This window comes from Streptomyces sp. bgisy159 (genome assembly GCF_057707805.1).
In genome coordinates this window covers 19,421-36,760 of sequence record NZ_JBYIQX010000049.1, presented here as the reverse complement: position 1 = coordinate 36,760, position 17,340 = coordinate 19,421, and the positions used below count along the sequence as shown (strand labels likewise).

9 protein-coding genes and 1 pseudogene are annotated in these 17,340 nt (G+C 72.8%); 4 read left to right on the top strand and 6 right to left on the bottom strand.

Going from position 1 to position 17,340, the window contains the following annotated elements:
- Positions 1-78: 78 nt before the first annotated feature.
- The 3 genes from AC3ET3_RS31365 to AC3ET3_RS31355 are packed head-to-tail and all read right to left on the bottom strand — an operon-like array spanning position 79 to position 3,814.
- A complete protein-coding gene (locus tag AC3ET3_RS31365) occupies positions 79-1,059 on the bottom strand; it encodes a carbohydrate ABC transporter permease (protein WP_432137985.1) in 981 nt (326 codons plus the stop codon).
- A complete protein-coding gene (locus AC3ET3_RS31360; protein WP_435613331.1) occupies positions 1,056-2,096 on the bottom strand; it encodes an ABC transporter permease in 1,041 nt (346 codons plus the stop codon). Before AC3ET3_RS31360 ends, AC3ET3_RS31365 begins: the two co-directional genes overlap by 4 nt.
- Positions 2,097-2,122: 26 nt before the next feature.
- Entirely contained in the window at positions 2,123-3,814 is a 1,692-nt protein-coding gene (locus AC3ET3_RS31355; RefSeq protein ID WP_435613330.1) for an extracellular solute-binding protein, read from the bottom strand.
- Between the two features lie 385 nt (positions 3,815-4,199).
- Here AC3ET3_RS31355 and AC3ET3_RS31350 point away from each other — a divergent pair, with 385 nt between their 5' ends.
- Complete coding sequence (locus AC3ET3_RS31350; RefSeq protein WP_435613329.1) at positions 4,200-7,019, top strand: glycoside hydrolase family 3 C-terminal domain-containing protein; 2,820 nt, start codon at positions 4,200-4,202, stop codon at positions 7,017-7,019.
- 106 nt (positions 7,020-7,125) lie between these two features.
- Here AC3ET3_RS31350 and AC3ET3_RS31345 read toward each other — a convergent pair whose 3' ends face one another.
- The 3 genes and pseudogenes from AC3ET3_RS31345 to gabT all read right to left on the bottom strand — a co-directional run bounded on the left by AC3ET3_RS31345 (position 7,126) and on the right by gabT (position 11,250).
- The gene (locus AC3ET3_RS31345) at positions 7,126-8,571 is read right to left on the bottom strand and encodes an aldehyde dehydrogenase family protein (RefSeq protein ID WP_432137998.1); all 1,446 of its coding nucleotides are present in this window, start codon (positions 8,569-8,571) and stop codon (positions 7,126-7,128) included.
- 279 nt (positions 8,572-8,850) lie between these two features.
- Positions 8,851-9,114 (bottom strand): annotated as a pseudogene (locus AC3ET3_RS31340) (phosphatase PAP2 family protein); the annotation flags it as partial.
- Positions 9,115-9,915: 801 nt separating this feature from the next.
- Positions 9,916-11,250 carry a 4-aminobutyrate--2-oxoglutarate transaminase gene (gene gabT, locus AC3ET3_RS31335; protein WP_432137981.1) on the bottom strand — a complete coding sequence of 445 codons (1,335 nt, stop codon included), beginning with the start codon at positions 11,248-11,250 and terminating at the stop codon, positions 9,916-9,918.
- 258 nt (positions 11,251-11,508) lie between these two features.
- Between gabT and AC3ET3_RS31330 the strand changes: the two genes are divergently transcribed.
- From AC3ET3_RS31330 to galE, 3 genes are all read left to right on the top strand, one after another.
- The gene (locus AC3ET3_RS31330) at positions 11,509-13,881 is read left to right on the top strand and encodes an ATP/GTP-binding protein (RefSeq protein WP_435613328.1); all 2,373 of its coding nucleotides are present in this window, start codon (positions 11,509-11,511) and stop codon (positions 13,879-13,881) included.
- 220 nt (positions 13,882-14,101) lie between these two features.
- Positions 14,102-15,814, top strand: a complete 1,713-nt coding sequence (locus AC3ET3_RS31325; protein ID WP_432137979.1) for a PucR family transcriptional regulator ligand-binding domain-containing protein — start codon at positions 14,102-14,104, stop codon at positions 15,812-15,814.
- A gap of 205 nt (positions 15,815-16,019) precedes the next feature.
- The gene (galE, locus tag AC3ET3_RS31320) at positions 16,020-17,210 is read left to right on the top strand and encodes a UDP-glucose 4-epimerase GalE (RefSeq protein ID WP_432137978.1); all 1,191 of its coding nucleotides are present in this window, start codon (positions 16,020-16,022) and stop codon (positions 17,208-17,210) included.
- The last annotated feature ends 130 nt before the right edge of the window (positions 17,211-17,340 follow it).

The window sequence follows — 17,340 nt, the reverse complement described above, 5'->3', positions numbered from 1 at the left end:
ACCGGGCGACCGGCCCCGCGCACCCGCTGAACGGCGAGAGGACCGGGCACCCCGCTCGAACCGGACCGGCGCCGCGCTTCAGCCCTTGATCGCGCCGGTCAGCATGCCCTTCTTGAAGTGCTTCTGGACGAACGGCGACAGCACGGCCACCGGCAGCAGCGCCAGCACCATCACCGCCATCTGGATCGCCACCGCCGACAGCTGCCCGGTGTTGACCTCGGTCTGCAGCCCCACCGGCCGCTCCCGCTTCTGCACCAGCTGGATCATCACGTTCTGCAGCGGCATCATGTCCTGGTCGGTCAGGTAGATCGACGCGTTGAACCACGCGCTCCAGTACCCGACCGCGTAGAACAGCGCGATCACCGCGAGCACGGCCCGCGACAGCGGCATCACGATCTTCCACAGGATCCGCCAGTCGCCGGCCCCGTCGATCCGCGCGCTGTCGATCAGCTCCTGCGAGATGTTCATGAAGAACGCCCGCAGGACCAGGATGTTGAAGACGCTGACCGCGCTGGGCAGGATCAGCGCGAGATACGTGTCGGTGAGCCCCAGCGCCTGTACCAGCAGATACGTCGGGATCAGCCCGGCGCCGAAGAACATCGTCGCGAGCAGCGCCATCAGGATCCAGCGGTGGCCGAGCGAGCCCACCCGGGACAGCCCGTAGGCGCACAGCACCGAGACCGTCATGCTGAACAGCGTGCCGACCACGGTGATGCCCACGCTGACCAGCGCCGCCCGCTGCACCTGGCCGCCGCTCAGCAGCTCCTGGTAGGCGACGAACGTGACGCCCCTGGGGACCACCACCAGGCCGCCGGCCTCGTCGATGGTCTCCTTGGTCTGGAGGCTGGTGACGATGACGATCCACAGCGGGAAGAGGATCGCGAAACAGGCGAAGAACAGGGCGATGCCCTTGCCGGCCAGGCCGGCCCGGGACGGCTCCTCCTCCCACACCGGGCGGGGCGGCGCCTGCCACCAGCGCGGCGCCGCGGCGGGCCCGCCGCCGGCCGTCCCGCCGCCGTCGGTCCTGCCACCGTCCGTCCTGCCGAGAACCGCGCTCACTTCTTGTACACCCCCTGCTCACCCATGAGATGGGCGACCTTGTTCGCCGTCAGCACCAGCGTCAGGCCCACCACGCCCTTGACGAGTCCGGCCGCGGCGGCGTAGCTGAAGTCCTGGTTGCGGATGCCGTTCCACCACACGTAGGTGTCGAGGACCTCGGAGGCGTCCGGCCCCACCGCCTGCCGCTGCAGGAGCAGTTGCTCGAACCCGACGGTGAGGGCGTCACCGACGCGCAGGACCAGCAGCAGGGCGATCACCGGCCGCAGGGCGGGCAGGGTGATGTGCCACATGCGCCGCCAGCGGCCGGCGCCGTCCATGGCGGCCGCCTCGTACAGGTCGCCCGGGACGGACGACAGGGCGGCGAGGAAGACGATGATGCCCCAGCCCGCGTCCTTCCAGATGGTCTCGCCGGTCACCAGGAACTTGAAGGTCTCCGGGTCGGTCATCAGGTCGAAGCCGGTGTGCCCGTGCTCGCGCAGGGTCTGCGCGATGATGCCGGCGCCGCCGAAGACCTGCATGAAGACGGTGACGACGAGCACCCAGGAGAAGAAGTGCGGGAGGTACATGACCGCCTGGGCGACCGCCCGCACCCTCGGCCTGACCACGCTGTTGATGAGCAGCGCGAGCAGGATCGGGACCGGGAAGTAGAGCACGAGCTGGAGGAAGAACAGCACGAAGGTGTTCTGCACCGCGTGCCAGAAGGCCGAGTCCTCGAAGATCCGCTCGAACTGCTCGAAGCCGATCCAGGGGCTCTCGAAGATCGCGACGAAGCCGTTCTCGCTGAGATACGGGTCGTAGTCCTGGAAGGCGACCACATTGCCCAGGATCGGGATGTAGTTGAACACCAGGACCAGCAGCAGCGCCGGCAGGACCATCAGGAGCAGCGTGCGGTCGCGCCGGAATCTGAGCCGGAGACTCGGCCTCCCGGCACGCTCGGTGCCGCTCGGTGGGGGTCCGCCGGTGTCCCCGGACGCCGTCGACGGATTCATCGTGGTCGCCGCCCCGGCCTTCGACCGGGGCACCGTGCTGTGGGACACGGCCTCCTCCTCGCCTCGGCCGCCGGTCAGCTCGCCGAGCCGTTGTCGTCGAGCAGCTTCTTGTACCAGTCGCGCAGTTGGTCGCCGCCCTTGCTCCTCCAGTCGGACACCGCCTGCTGGACGTCGCCGATCTTCTTGCGGCCGCGTACGACGTCGTCCTCCAGCTGCTCGAAGTCGTCGGCGAGGTTGGTCCAGCGGGTCGGCTCGGTGACGGTGAGGCCGAAGAAGGAGGTCTTCTTCGTGAAGGCGCCCATGCGCTGCTGCCACTCCACCATGGCGCGGGTGATGTCCGGGAAGTCCGGGTGCGCGATGAAGGGCGCCGGGTCGCCGGTGAGGTCGAAGGCGCTGTTGACCTCGTTGACACCCTGCTCGGTCTTGGTCGGCAACCCGTTCTTCATCTCGAAGTCGGTCCCCTCGACGCCGAAGTTGGTGAGCATCCACTCCTTCGTGCCGTACGGGCTGGCGCAGAAGTTCGCGACGGCGAGGAAGTCCTTGATCTGCCGCTCGGACGCCTTGTTGCTGATGAAGGTGAAGATGTTGGCCGGCTGGCCCGCCCACAGCGTCGGGTCGCCGCCGTCGGGGCCGAAGATGTCGAACGCGGCCATGTCGAAGTCCGGCTTGGAGGTGCGCTGTTCGGAGGTGGCACCCCACCAGGCGGAGATGTTGTCGTTGAAGACGAGGCACTGGCCCGCGGTGAACCGGTCCTTGGCGTTGCCGCCCGCCTTCCCGGAGATGGCGTCCGGGTGGACCACCTTCGCCGCGTAGAGCTTGCGGGTCCACTCCAGGGCTTCGAGGTACTCGTCGGTCTCGACGCGGTTGACCAGCTTGCCGTCGACCATGTTCCACCACAGCGCCTTGTCGCCGCCGGGGAAGACGCCGTAGATGTTGAACGCCGTCCACTTCATGTCGTCGCAGGCCCAGACCTTCGACCTGGCGTCGGTGGCCTCCTTGGCCCAGGCGAGGAACTCGTCGGGGCTCCTGGGGACGGAGTAGCCCTTCTTCCCGAAGACGTCCTTGCGGTACATCGGCGCGATGTCGGTGACGTACGAGCCGGGCATCGGTATCGCGCGCAGCCGGCCGCCGAAGATCGCGCGCTGCCACGCCTCGGTGGGCACGGCCGCGAGATTCGGGTACTCCTTGACCTTGTCGCCGGACAGGTGGGGGCCGAGGTCGGCGAACTTGGCGTTGATGGCGCTGGGGATGCGGCCCATCATGTTCCAGCCGGGGACGACCACCGCGTCGGGGATGTCGCTGGAGGCGAGGACGGCGCCGAGCTTCTGGTCGTAGGTGACGCCGTCCTGGTTCTGCCAGGAGACCTCGACGCCGATGGCCTCGTTCATGGCCCGGTAGTACGGGTTGTCGTCCGCGGGCGGGGTCCCCCAGAACGGCGACATGATCTTCAGCTTGCCGCCGCCGCCCAGCTTCTCGGGCACCGCGGTCTTCAGCTGGGCGGTCGGGATGGCCCTGGTGAAGCCGGCCGCCGAGCCGTTCTTGGCCGGGATGTCGGGCGCCACGACGCTGGAGGCCACGAAGGCCGGGAGGATCTTCTGGGCGTCCTTCCCGGACGTGGTCCCCTCCTTGCGGCCCTTCTTGCCGTCGCCGCCGCACGCGGCGAGCAACGGCATGCCCCCCGCCACCGCTGCGGTGGCGACCGCGGTGGAGGCGAGGAAGCTTCTCCGGCTGGGCCCGGAGGAGACGGAAGCGGCGTTCGGCGTCATTGCGTCAACCCTTCGTGGCGCACCAGGACACCCGGCGGTGGCCGTCGGCTGCGGTGTCGTGTCTGGAACTGGCTGAGCCGAAGCGATCCCCTCCGCCCCGGACGTCGGAGGACTGCGCACCCCCGGTGGGCGGTCCTGGTCGAACGAGGCAGTCGAAGCGCTTCGATGTTGCTGCGAGGTTAAGTGAAGCCATGGGGGCGCACAAGGGTCGCCTGCGAGATTCCTCGGAGGTGTCCGGTCATCCACGTTTCATGTGCGGCGCTTGAAGTAACGGTATGGAGTCGGACGCGTTGCGCCGGAATGTCTTGACACCCACCCCCACCCCGAACGAGCATCGAAGCGCTTCGAAAGCGTCTCCCCGCTCCAGTGCAAAGGGAACTCCCACGTGACCGAACCCACGCCGCCCACGCCGCCGTTCCGCGACCCGCAGCTGCCGCTCGCGAAGCGCATCGACGATCTGCTCTCGCGGCTGACCACGGCCGAGAAGACCGCCTTCCTGCACCAGTTCGCCCCGGCCGTCGAGCGTCTCGGCGTCGGCGCGTTCCGGACCGGCCAGGAGGCGCTGCACGGGGTGGCCTGGATGGGGCCGGCGACGGTGTTCCCGCAGGCCGTGGGGTTGGGCGCGACCTGGAACCCGGACCTGGTCCGCCGGGTCGGCGAGGCGGTGTCCCAGGAGGTGCGGGCGATGCGCGCCCGGGACGAGCGGGTCGGCCTGAACGTCTGGTCGCCGACGGTCAACCTGCTGCGCCACCCGCTGTGGGGGCGGGGCGAGGAGGGCTACTCCGAGGACCCCGAGCTGACCTCGGCCATCGCCACCGCCTACACCCGCGGGCTGCGCGGCGGCCATCCGACGTACTGGCGCACCGCCCCGGTGCTCAAGCACTGGCTGGCGCACAACAACGAGACCGGCCGGGACGTCACCTCCTCCTCGGTCCGCCCGCGCGTGCTCCACGAGTACGACCTGCGGGCCTTCCGCAAGACGGTGGAGGCGGGCGCGGTGGCCGGCGTGATGCCCGCCTACAACCTGGTCAACGGCCGCCCCAACCACGTCTCCCCCTACCTGCGCGAACACCTGCGCACCTGGACCGACGAGGAACTGCTGGTCTGCTCGGACGCGGGGGCGCCCTCCAACCTGGTCGACTCCGAGCACTACTTCGACACCCACGAGGAGGCGACGGCGGCCGCCGTGATCGCCGGCGTGGACAGCTTCACCGACCACGGCACCGACTCCTCGAAGATCGTCGCCCGGCTCACCGGCGCCCTGGAGCGGGGCCTGCTGAGCGAGGCGGACCTCGACGCGGCGGTCCGCCGCCAGCTCTCGGTCCGCTTCCGCCTCGGCGAGTTCGACGGGTACGACGAGCCGGGCGCCTTCGACACCCCCGAGCACCGCGCGCTCGCCCGGGAGGCCGCCGAGCAGGCGGTCGTGCTGCTGCGCAACGACGGGGTGCTGCCGCTCGCCCCCGGCACCCGGATCGCGGTGGTCGGCCTGCTCGCCGACGAGTGCAAGCTCGACTGGTACAGCGGCACGCTGATCCACCGCTCGACGCCGCTGGAGGGCCTGTACGAGCGGTTCGGCGCCGAGCGCGTGGAGTTCGCCGAGGGCGTGGACCGGGTCCGGCTGAGGACGTCCGCCGGCACCTTCCTGCGGGTCCCGGAGACGGACGCGGACGACGAGGTGCGCGGCGCCGAGGGCGCCCTGGACCCGGCCCTGCTGGCCGGGCGGACCGATCTGCCGCCGCTGACCACCGACGAGGTGGGCACCGAGCTGGCGCTCGCCGACTGGGGCGGGGGCGTGCTCACCCTGCGCGCTCCCGACGGCCGGTACCTCTCGGTCGCCGAGGACGGCCGGCTGCGGGCCTCCGCCGACCAGCCGGGCGGCTGGGTCGTCCAGGAGACCTTCCGCCTCGAGCCCCATGCGAACGGACACCTCCTCAGGCACCTGGGAACGGGTCGCCACGTCACGGTCGCCGCCGACGGCGTGAAGGTTGCCGAGGACGACGCGGGCACGGCGGAGGTCTTCGAGCTGGTCGTCACCGAGCGCGGCGAGGACGCGGTGGCCCGGGCCGCCGCCGGGGCCGACGTGGTCGTGGTGGTGGCGGGCAACGACCCGCACATCAACGGCCGTGAGACCGAGGACCGCACGACCCTGCGGCTGCCCGCCCACCAGGAACGGCTGCTGGCGGCGGCCCGTGCGGCGAAGGCGCGCACGGTGCTGGTGCTGGTGTCGGCGTACCCGTACGCGTTCGAGCCCGGCCGGCTCTCGGCGGCCCTGTGGACCGCGCACGGCGGGCAGGCGGCGGGCACCGCGCTGGCCCGCGTGCTGGCGGGCGACGTCTCCCCGGCCGGCCGGCTGCCGCAGACCTGGTACGCCGACGACGCCGACCTGCCCGACCTCCTCGACTACGACGTGATCGGCTCCCGCCAGACGTACCTGTACTTCGAGGGCACCCCGCTCTACCCGTTCGGCCACGGTCTGTCGTACGCCTCCTTCCGCTACGCGGACCTGGCGGCGCGGGTCACGGACGACGGCGTCCGGGTGACGTTCACCGTCACCAACACCGGCGAGGTACCGGCCGGCGAGGTGGCCCAGCTCTACACCCGCGCGGTGGACCCGGCGGTCCCGCGTCCACGCCGTGAGCTGCTGGCCCACCGCAGGGTCACGCCGGCACCCGGCGAGAGCGCGCAGTTGGCCTTCGACGTGCCGCTGTCGGCGTTCGCCTTCTGGGACGTGGCCCGGGGCGACTGGCGGGTGGAGCCGGGCCCGTACGAGCTGCTGGCCGGCGCGTCCAGCACCGACATCCGGCTGCGGGCCACGGTCGTGCTGGACGGTGAGCCGGGGGTGCCCCGGCCGGTGCGGGAGCGCGGCCTGGCCGCGGCCGACTTCGACGAGCAGAGCGGCGCGGAGATCGTCGACCGTACGAAGGTGTCGGGCGACGCGGTGACCCCGGCGGGCGGCGCCGGCGCCGAACTCGTCTATCGTGCCTGTGACTTCGGGCCGGGCGTGACCGGGGTGTCGGTGGAGGTGGCCGGCGAGGGGGAGGCGGAGCTCTCGGTGGCCGGCCGATCGGTGACCCTCACCGCGCGCACCTCGGGGCCGTACGCCTACGCCAAGGTCGAGGCGCCGCTGTCCGCCGACGGCGTGCACGACGTCCACCTAGGGCTGCGCGGCCCGCTGCGGCTCGCGCACGTCGGCTTCTCCGGCTGAGGGTCCGGAGAGGCCGGCCCAGAAGAAGGGGCCCGGCACGATCTCGGGTAGGGATCGTGCCGGGCCCCTTCGGGCGGCCGGCGGGGACACCCCGCCGGCACGGTGTCTAGAGGGCGAGCCCGGTGAGGACCAGGACCCGCTCGTAGGTGTAGTCGTCCATCGCGTAGCGGACGCCCTCACGGCCGACGCCGGACTGCTTGGCGCCGCCGTACGGCATCTGGTCGGCGCGGTAGGACGGCACGTCGCCGATGACCACGCCGCCGACCTCCAGCGCGCGGTGGGCGCGGAAGGCGGTCTGGAGGTCGTGGGTGAACACGCCGGCCTGCAGGCCGTACTTGGAGTCGTTGACGGCGGCGAACGCCTCGGCCTCACCGTCGGTCCTCTGCACGGTCAGGACCGGGCCGAAGACCTCCTCGCAGGCGAGGGTGGCGTCGGCCGGCACGTCGGTGAGAACGGTCGGGGCATAGGTGGCGCCGTCGCGCTTGCCGCCGGTGAGCAGGGTCGCGCCGGCGTCGACCGCCTCCCTCACCCACGACTCCACGCGCTGGGCGGCGTCCTCGCTGACCAGCGGGCCGACGTCGGTGGCGGCGTCGGACGGGTCGCCGGTGACCTGTGCCTCGACAGCGGCGACGATGCGCGGCAGCAGCCGGTCGTACACCGAGGCGTCGGCGATCACGCGCTGCACCGAGATGCAGGACTGGCCGCCCTGGTAGTTGGAGAAGGTGGCGATCCGGCCGGCCGCCCAGTCGAGGTCGGCGTCGCTCGCCCAGTCGCCGAGCACGACGGCGGCGGCGTTGCCGCCCAGCTCCAGGGTGAGGTGCTTGCGCGGCACCGAGTCCATGATCGCGTAGCCGACCTTGTCGGAGCCGGTGAAGGAGATCACCGGCAGCCGCTCGTCCTGGACCAGGGCGGGCATCTTGTCGTTGGCGACCGTCAGCACGCTCCAGGAGCCGGCCGGCAGCTCCGTCTCGGCCAGCAGCTCGCCGAGGATCAGGCCGGACAGCGGGGTGGCGGGCGCCGGCTTGAGGATGATCGGCGCTCCGACGGCGATGGCCGGGGCGACCTTGTGGGCGCACAGGTTCAGCGGGAAGTTGAACGGCGCGATACCGAGCACGACGCCCTTGGGGAAGCGCCGGGTCAGGCCGAGCCGGCCCTGCCCGCCGGCGTCGGTGTCGAGGCGCTGTGCCTCGCCGCCGTTGAACCGCCGGGCCTCCTCGGCCGCGAACCGGAAAACGGAGACGGCCCGGCCGACCTCACCGCGCGCCCACTTCACCGGCTTGCCGTTCTCGGCGGAGATCAGCAGGGCGATCTCCTCGGTGCGCTCGGCGAGGCGCCGGCTGACGTGGTCCAGGGCGGCGGCGCGGACGTGGGCCGGGGTGGCGGCGAACTCGTCCCGCACCGCGTACGCGGCGGCCACCGCCTCCTCGACCTGCGCGTCGGTCGGCACGCTGACCGTACCGACGAGACGGCCGTCCCAGGGGGACGTCACGTCGAAGCTCTCCTCGCCGGTGGCCTGGCGGCCGGCGAGCCAGAAGGCGTGGGTGGAAGTCATAAGGGAGTCCCGGCCCTTCCGCGTTGGGGGTGTGCTGTGGCTTTCGGCTCCACGGTAGGCGCGGGACGACGACCCGGCGTTTGTCCGGTCCGTAGGAGTGCGGCCCAGGTCCACTACGGTTTGGACATCGGTTCCCGGAACTCGAACGACCCGGGGTTCGCCGGCGCCGGACGCGGGGCGGGGCCCGGGGGCCGGGGACTCGGCCGGGTGCGGTACGGCCCGGTGCAGCAGCCACCGCAGCGCCAGGAGCAGGGTGGCGCACAGGCACCAGGAGGCCACCACGTCCAGGGGCCAGTGGTAGCCGCGCCGGACGAGGCCGTACGAGACGGCGAGGACGAGGAGGCCGGCGGTGGCGGCGGTCAGGCGACGGGCGCGGGCGGTGGACAGCCAGGGCAACAGCAGGAGGGTGGCGGCTCCGTAGGCGATGCCCGCGGTCGCGGTGTGGCCGGACGGGAAGTACCCGGTGGCGGGCGGTTCGACCGGCGTCGCCGGACGGTCGGTCCACTCCTTGACCGGGACGACGAGCAGCGGCACCAGCGCCATGAGGGCGAGCCCGGCGAGGGGCGGCAGCCACCAGCGCGAAAGGGCCGCGGCGCGGCCCCGGAACCCGGCCCATGCCGCGACGAGAACCAGCACCGGGACGGCGACCGGCACTCCCCCGAGGTCGGAGAGGAGTTCCGAGGCCCGGTCGGCGTGGACCAGTGCACCGCTGAGCCGGGCGTCCAGGTCCAGCAGCGGTCCGTCGACGAGCACCTGCCAGGTGAACAGCGCGAAGAGGAGGGCGGGCAGGCCGGACAACACGGCCGGCAGCAGGACGCGCGGTCGGGCCTGCCCCGGCGTGGGCGTCGGCGTCGGCACCGGCGTCGGCACCGGTGTGGGCGTCGACCCCCCGGGATTCCGCGCAGGCGGACTGGTCGTCATGGATCCAGCTTGTCAGGAACGCGGGACGACCCCGTTGCCGGCCACGGCGACGGGGTCGTGAGGAGGAGAGGGAGGAGAAGGAGGCCGGCCACCCCGGAACAGGGGGGGTGGTTTCGGGGTGGCCGTCCGGATCGGAACGTCGCGCGCCCCGGGGGGTTTGGGGCGGGCGACCGTCCGATCGGTGAGGAGATCCGGAGCCTCACGGCTCCGCTGTGCGCGAGGGCACGACCAGGTCGAAGCTGGGGAGGCCCCGGCCTGTGCCGCCCACAGTGCCCTGTGGGCGGGGGGTGTATCTCTCATCTGCTGACGAACCTACGGCAGGCGCAGGCCGTACGACAGGGCCGATCCCGACCCGCCATGTACCTCGCACACGTTCTTCACACGCTCTGCGGCCGGAGACTCCCAGATGGGAAACATCCCTGCTCAGATGCGCGCGAACGCCTGCTCGATGATGTCCAGGCCCTCGTTCAGCAGGTCCTCGCCGATCACCAGCGGAGGCAGGAAGCGCAGCACGTTGCCGTAGGTGCCGCAGGTCAGGACCAGCAGGCCCTCCGCGTGGCAGGCCTTGGCGAGCGCGGCGGTCGCCTCCGGGTGGGGCTCCTTGGTCGTACGGTCCTTGACCAGCTCGATGGCGATCATGGCGCCGCGGCCCCGGACGTCGCCGATGACGTCGTACTTGTCGGCCATGGCGGTGAGGCGGGACTTCATGATCGCCTCGATGTTCTTCGCCCTGGCGTTGAGGTCGAGCTCCTTCATGGTCTCGATGGCGCCGAGCGCACCGGCGCAGGCGACCGGGTTTCCGCCGTAGGTGCCGCCGAGGCCGCCCGCGTGAGCGGCGTCCATGATCTCGGCGCGGCCGGTGACGGCGGCCAGCGGCAGACCGCCGGCGATGCCCTTGGCGGTGGTGATGAGGTCCGGGACGATGCCCTCGTCCTCGCAGGCGAACCACTGGCCGGTGCGGCAGAAGCCGGACTGGATCTCGTCGGCGACGAAGACGATGCCGTTGTCGCGCGCGAACTGCGCGATCGCCGGAAGGAAGCCCTTGGCCGGCTCGATGAAGCCGCCCTCGCCGAGGACGGGCTCGATGATGATCGCGGCGATGTTCTCGGCGCCGACCTGCTTGGTCATCTGGTCGACGGCCTGGGCGGCGGCCTCGGGTCCCGCGTTCTCGGCACCGGTCGGCCAGCGGTAGCCGTAGGCGACCGGGACGCGGTACACCTCGGGGGCGAACGGGCCGAAGCCGTGCTTGTACGGCATGTTCTTCGCGGTCAGCGCCATGGTGAGGTTGGTGCGGCCGTGGTAGCCGTGCTCGAACACGACGACGGCCTGGCGCTTGGTGTACGCACGGGCGATCTTGACGGCGTTCTCGACGGCCTCGGCGCCGCTGTTGAACAGGGCGGACTTCTTGGCGTGGTCGCCCGGGGTCAGCTCGGCCAGCGCCTCGGCGACCTCCACGTAGCCCTCGTAGGGGGTGACCATGAAGCAGGTGTGGGTGAAGTCGGCGAGCTGCGCGGAGGCGCGGCGCACGACGGCCTCGGCGGAGGCGCCGACGGAGGTCACCGCGATGCCGGAGCCGAAGTCGATCAGGCGGTTGCCGTCGACGTCCTCGATGATGCCGCCGCCCGCGCGCGCGGTGAACACCGGCAGCACCGAGCCCACGCCCTGCGCGACGGTGGCGACGCGGCGGGCCTGCAGCTCCTGGGACTTGGGGCCGGGGATGGCGGTGACAACGCGGCGCTCCTGCGGAAGGGCGGTCATGCGGGCTCCTGGGGGTCTTGCGGGCACGTGTCTTCTGTTCTCGCAGGCTAGGCCGGGGTGGGAGGGGTCGGCATGCTCCATGTGGGCGTTTTCCCTGCCGCTCGTTGTCCGCCGTGGACATAGCCGGACCGCCCGCGTCACCTGACCGCCTCACGCCGATTCACCCGCCCCCCGGCCGTGTACCGGTGAACTCCCCTTGCCGGGGCGTTAGATTGACCGCTGACGGTGGACGGCACGGCTGGTCGGGGGCAACACGCCATGGACAGGGACGGTACGCAGGACACCCGCGGCATCACCGACCGCGCGATCCCCCGCCCGGCCGGCCCGCCGCCCCAGGTGCCCCCGCCCCCGCAGCACCGCCCGAAAGCGGCCGCACCGGTGGCGGAGTGGCTGGACGCGCCGCGCGGGGACGCCGGGCCGGGCATCTGGCGGTTCCGGTACACGTCCCCGCCCCCGGAGGAACCGAGCCGCAGGCTCGCGCCCGAGACGGTGCTGGGCGTGGCCATCCCCCTGGTCGTCGGCATCGTGCTGCTGACGCTGTGGGCACAGGGGGCGTTCCCGTACAAGAACTGGCTGATCCACATCCTCACCCCGGACGACTGGTTCTACCCGGGCACGCTCTGGCCCAAGGATCCCTCGGCGTGGGAGCCCTGGGCGGCACGGCAGACCATCGACCGGCTGTTCTACGTCGTCGTCGTCTGTGTCATGGGCTACCTCGGCAGCTGGCCGGCCCTCGTCCGGCACTTCCTGGCGCGCTGGCCGTGGCCGAGGCGCGCGGCCGTCACCGCCGCCGGCGCCCTCGTCGTCCTGGCCCTGGTGTGGCCCGGGGCGTTTCCGCTCGTCGAGGGCAACCACCTGCCGGTCGCCTCGACGGTCTTCACGCTGGTCGCCCTGGTCGGCGGCGGCTGGGAGACCGCCACGTCACCGCTGGTCACCTTCACCGTACGGACCCTGGTCACACTCGGCGTGCTCTATCCCTTCGCCCGCCTGGGCGACTGGATCCCGCTGATCAAGCAGTGGGGTGCCGCCCGGGCTGCCGGTCCCCGTCCGGCCGTCGGCCCCTCGCTCACGCCCCCCTCCCGCTGGCCCGCCCTCCGCGAAGCCGGGCAGGCGGAGGTAGCCGAGGTGTTGGCCGGGGAGGTCGTCGGGGGGCGGATGAACGACGTGGACTGTGTGCGGATCGAGGACGCGTTCGCGGCGGCGCGCCGGGAGGCGCGGCTCGGGGTGTTCCGGGACACGGTGCTGCGCGACCGCGGGGCGGCGTGGACGCACCCCTCCGGCGCGCGGGACCTGCCGCACCGGGCCGCCCGCCACGACCTGCTCACCGGCCAGGTGAGGATCGGCCGATGGGTGGCCGCGGAGCGCGCCCCCCGGCCGTACCACGACGCCGGCGCCGCGCTCGGCCCGGAGGTGCTGGGGACGTCGCTGCTGGCCGTCGGCCCCTCCGGGGCCGGCAAGACCCGTACGCTCGTGGAGCCGGTGGCCGAGGCGCTGGCGCTGCAGGCGCTCACCGGCCGCTGCGCGGTCGTCGTCGTGTCGGCCCCCGGCCGTCCGGTCGGGCCGGACGCCGCGTTCGACGTGGTCGTCCGGATCGGCGACCCCGCCTCCACCCACGATCTCGACCCGTACGCCGAGTCCCAGGATCCGGACGAGGCGGCCGACCTGCTCGCCGAGGCGCTGGTCGGCGATCTGGACGCGGTCGGCGCCCGGAGCGCGGCCACCGCGCTGGCCCAGTTGCTCGGCCCGTACCGGGCGGTGCACGGCCGCTTCCCGACCCTGCCGGAGCTGCGCGAACTGCTGGAGGGCGAGGAGACGGCCCTGGGCGGACTGCGGGACGCGCTCGTCGCGCGCGGCGACGACGTGATGCGGCGCGAACTCGACGCCCGGATCCGGCAGACGGGCACGGCGGGCGACCCCGGCGGCCCGCTCGCCGACCGGCTGGCGCTGCTGAACCGGCCGGTGTTCGCGGACTTCTTCGGCGGTGGCGGCCCGGCCCGGCCGTTCTCGCTGCGTGCGGTCGCCCACCACCCGCTGCGGGTCCGCATCGATCTGCCCGAGCGCGGCCACGAGGAGGCGGGCCGGCTGATCACGCGGCTGGTTCTCGCCCAGTTCCACACGGTCGTCCAGGAGCCGGGGCGAGCCCACTTCGCCGGGCTGGTGCTGGACGACGCGACCGGTACGGTCACCGCCGGGTCGGTGCGCCGCGTCCAGCGGCTGCGTTCCCAGAACGCGGGCGTGCTGCTCGCCCTGCGCTCCCTGGGCGACGTCCCCGAGGCGCTGCACGGTCCGCTGTACGGGGCGGTGGGCTGCCGGATGGCGTTCTGCGGGGTGACCACCTGGGACGGCAGCCGGTTCGCGCAGTCGTGGGGCACCGAGTGGGTGGAGACCACGGAGGTCGCCAAGCACACCGTCTTCGCCGACCAGCCGATGACGCGGGCCATCCACGCGCTGCGCAAGCTGGTGACGGGCAAGGCGGTGACGACGGACGCGGTGACCGTGCGCGAGGTGGAGCGGGAGCGCTGGTCGGCGTCGCAGCTGGCGCACGAGGTGCCGCCCGGGCACGCGGTGCTGTCGCTGACCCGGATCGACGGTGAGCACACTCCGCCGCTGCTGGTCGATCTGCGGGGCTGAACGGGAGCCGCGCACCCCTCCGGTGAGGCAGAATCGACCCAGGCCGTTCATACGTGGCGGCCAAAAGATCATGACCCGACGGTCACGGCCGGAAGACGACGGCCGGGAGACGTCGGCCCGGAAGACGTCGGCCGGAGGTTCGCCTTCGGAAGATCGCGACGCGCACGCCTCCCCGGTCCGGGACTCGTCCCGCCGCCCCGTCCCCCGACCTGAAGGTCCCATGCCGCCGACCCTCGCCTCGCTCGTCCACCACTCCGCGCTCAAACTGACCGTGCGGGCAGGCGGGGACCGTCTCGACGTGCCCGTGCGCTGGGCGCATGTCAGCGAGCTCGCCGACCCCGTGCCGTACATGGAGGGCGGGGAGCTGCTGCTGATCACCGCTCTGAAGCTGGACGCCGAGGACCCCGAGGCGATGCGGCGCTATGTCCGCCGGCTGGTCGGGGCCGGTGTCGTCGGCCTGGGCTTCGCCGTCGGGGTGAACTACGAGGAGGTCCCCAAGGCGCTGGTCGACGCGGCCGAGCAGGAGGGGTTGCCGCTGCTGGAGGTGCCGCGCCGCACCCCGTTCCTGGCGATCAGCAAGGCGGTGTCGGCGGCCATCGCGGCCGACCAGTACCGGGCGGTCACGGCCGGTTTCGCCGCCCAGCGGGAGCTGACCCGACAGGCGCTGACGGCCGGCCCGGAGGGACTTCTGACCGCGCTCGCGGCGCAGGTCGACGGCTGGGCGGCGCTCTACGACGCGTCGGGCGCGGTCGTCGCGGTCGCGCCCGAGTGGGCGAGCCGTCGGGCGGCGCGGCTGACGGCCGAGGTGGAGCGGCTGCGGGACCGGGCGGCGCCCGCGTCGGCGGTGGTCGGCGGCCCGGAGCACACCGACCACGACGACCGCGTGGAGTTGCACTCGCTCGGCACCGGCCGGCGTCCGCGCTCCGCGCTCGCGGTGGGTACGGCGGCCGCCCTCGGCACCGCCGAGCGGTACGCCGTGCACTCGGCGATCGCCCTGCTCACCCTCACCACCGAGCGCTCCAGCTCGTTGCGCGCGGCCGAGCAGCGGCTCGGCACGGCCGTGCTGCGCATGCTGCTCGCGGGCGAGCCGGACCACGCCCGGGCGGTCGCCGGTGAGCTGTACGGCCCGTTGCTCGACGCGCCGTTCCGGATCGTCGTCGCCGAGTCGGCCTCGGCGTCGGCCGCCCGGGCGCAGGCGGACGTCCAGCCGCACCCCGGCGGCGGCCGGGCGGGCGGCGGGGAGTTCGCTCCCCGGGGTACGGCGGCCAGGCCGTCGGCCGCCGCGCTGGCCGCCGGCGATCCGGCGGGTGATCCGCTGGACCGGCTGGCGGAGGTGGTGGAGTCGTCCGCCGCCCGCTCCGGGGAAGCGGTGCTGGTCGTCCCGGAGGGGGAGCGGCTGGTGGTCCTCACGGCGGACGGGGGCTCGGCGGTCACCTCGTGCCAGGAGTACGCCGCCGCCCTGGAGGCCGGGCGCGCGTCCGGCGGAGTGCGGGAGGCGGCCGAGGACGCCGAACTGGTGCTCGGGCTGTCGGCGCCGGCCGGTCCGATCGCGGCGGCCGCGGCCTACAAGCAGGCCGAGCAGGCGCTGTCGGTGGCGCGGCGCCGGGGCCGGGTGTGCGTGGAGCACGAGCAGCTGGCGGCCGGTTCGGTGCTGCCGCTGCTCGCCGACGACGCGGTGAAGGCGTTCGCGGACGGGCTGCTGCGTGCGCTGCACGAGCACGACGCCACCGGGCGCGGCGATCTGGTCGCCTCGCTGCGGGCCTGGCTGTCCCGGCACGGCCAGTGGGACGCAGCGGCGGCGGACCTGGGCGTCCACCGCCACACCCTGCGCTACCGGATGCGCAGAGTGGAGGAGATCCTGGGCCGCTCCCTGGACGACCCGGACGTACGCATGGAGCTGTGGCTGGCGCTCAAGGCCACCTCGGCGGAGTGACGAAGGAGCGCCGCGGCGCCCGTGCCGGGGGGCGGGGGTCGGCGCGACCCGGCGGGCGGGGAAGCAGATCACCGGGCGCACCCTGCCCGCTCCCGGACAGGGCATCGCGCCCCCGGGGGCCTTGACTGCGAGCCCCCGGAAGGGGACAGTGAGGGATACGTCGTAAACGTACCTCGTAACCAGCGCACACGAGAGCATCTTCGCCATGGCCCGCAGCGAACAGTTCTCGGCTCCCTCGGGCAAGGAACGCCGACTCGTACGGTTCGCCGCCGACGAGGTGCCCCGGCCCGGTCCGGGCCCCGGCGGCGCCCCATCCGGGCGCACGCCCGCGGCCCCGCCGTCCACGGTCCTCGTCACCGGCGGCGCCGGCTTCGTCGGCAGCCACGCCTGCGTGGAACTGCTGGACCACGGCTACGAGGTGATCGTGGTCGACGACTACTCCAACAGCACCCCCCAGGTGCTCGCCCGGGTGGAACGGCTCGCCGGCCGCTTCGTCGGCGCGGTCTACGAGCTGGACATCCGCGACCGGAACTCCCTGTCGGCCGCCTTCGGCCGGCACTCCGTGGACGCCGTCGTGCACTTCGCCGGGCTCACGTCCACGGACAGGTCGACGCGGTTGCCGGTCCAGTACTACGACTCCGTCGTCGGCGGCACGACCACCCTGCTGCGGACCATGCACGACCACGGGGTGCACCAGCTCGTGTACTCCTCCTCCTGCTCCGTCTACGGCGACGCCGGAGGCGGCCCGCTGCCGGAGGGCACGCCCGCGCGTCCCACCAACCCCTACGCGGCCGCCAAGCGGCTGTGCGAGCAGATCCTCGCCGACGTCTGCCGTCGCTGCCCGGAGTACACCGTGCTGTGCCTGCGGTCCTCCAACGCGGCCGGCGCCCACTCCAGCGGGCTGCTCGGCGAGGACCCCCTCGGCGCACCCTCCAGTCTGATGCCGTCCGTGGCTCAGGTGGCCGCCGGCCGACGCAGGCACCTGAGTGTCCACGGTGACGACTACCCCACGCACGACGGCACGCCGGTCCGCGACTACCTCCACGTGATGGACGCCGTCGAGGCGCACCGCGTCGCGCTGGACCATCTCGCCGACGGACCGGGCATGCACACGTACAACCTCGGTACAGGGAAGGGACGTTCCGTCCTCGACGTGGTCTCTGCCTTCTCCCGGGCATCCGGCAGGCCCGTTCCGTACGAGGTCGTGCCCCGCCGTCCCGGAGACGTCGCCGAACTCGTCGCCGACGCGACCACCATCGAGAATGCCTGGGGCTGGCGCCCCGAGCGGGACCTCGCCGACATGTGCCGTGACGCCTGGCACTTCCAGCGGCTCAACCCGCACGGCTACGCTGGCTCCGCGCGGCGGCCGGAGAGGCAGGAGTGGTACGGCCCGTAGGCGAGCAGCGGTCGGTGAGCGCGCGTCCCGGCCCGGGGCCGCCTGCCGAGATGCAGTGGATGCGCGTCGTCTCTATGCTCGATACGGGCGAAGCGGTTGGTGTCCCGATGCAGCCCCGGTGTCCTGCGCC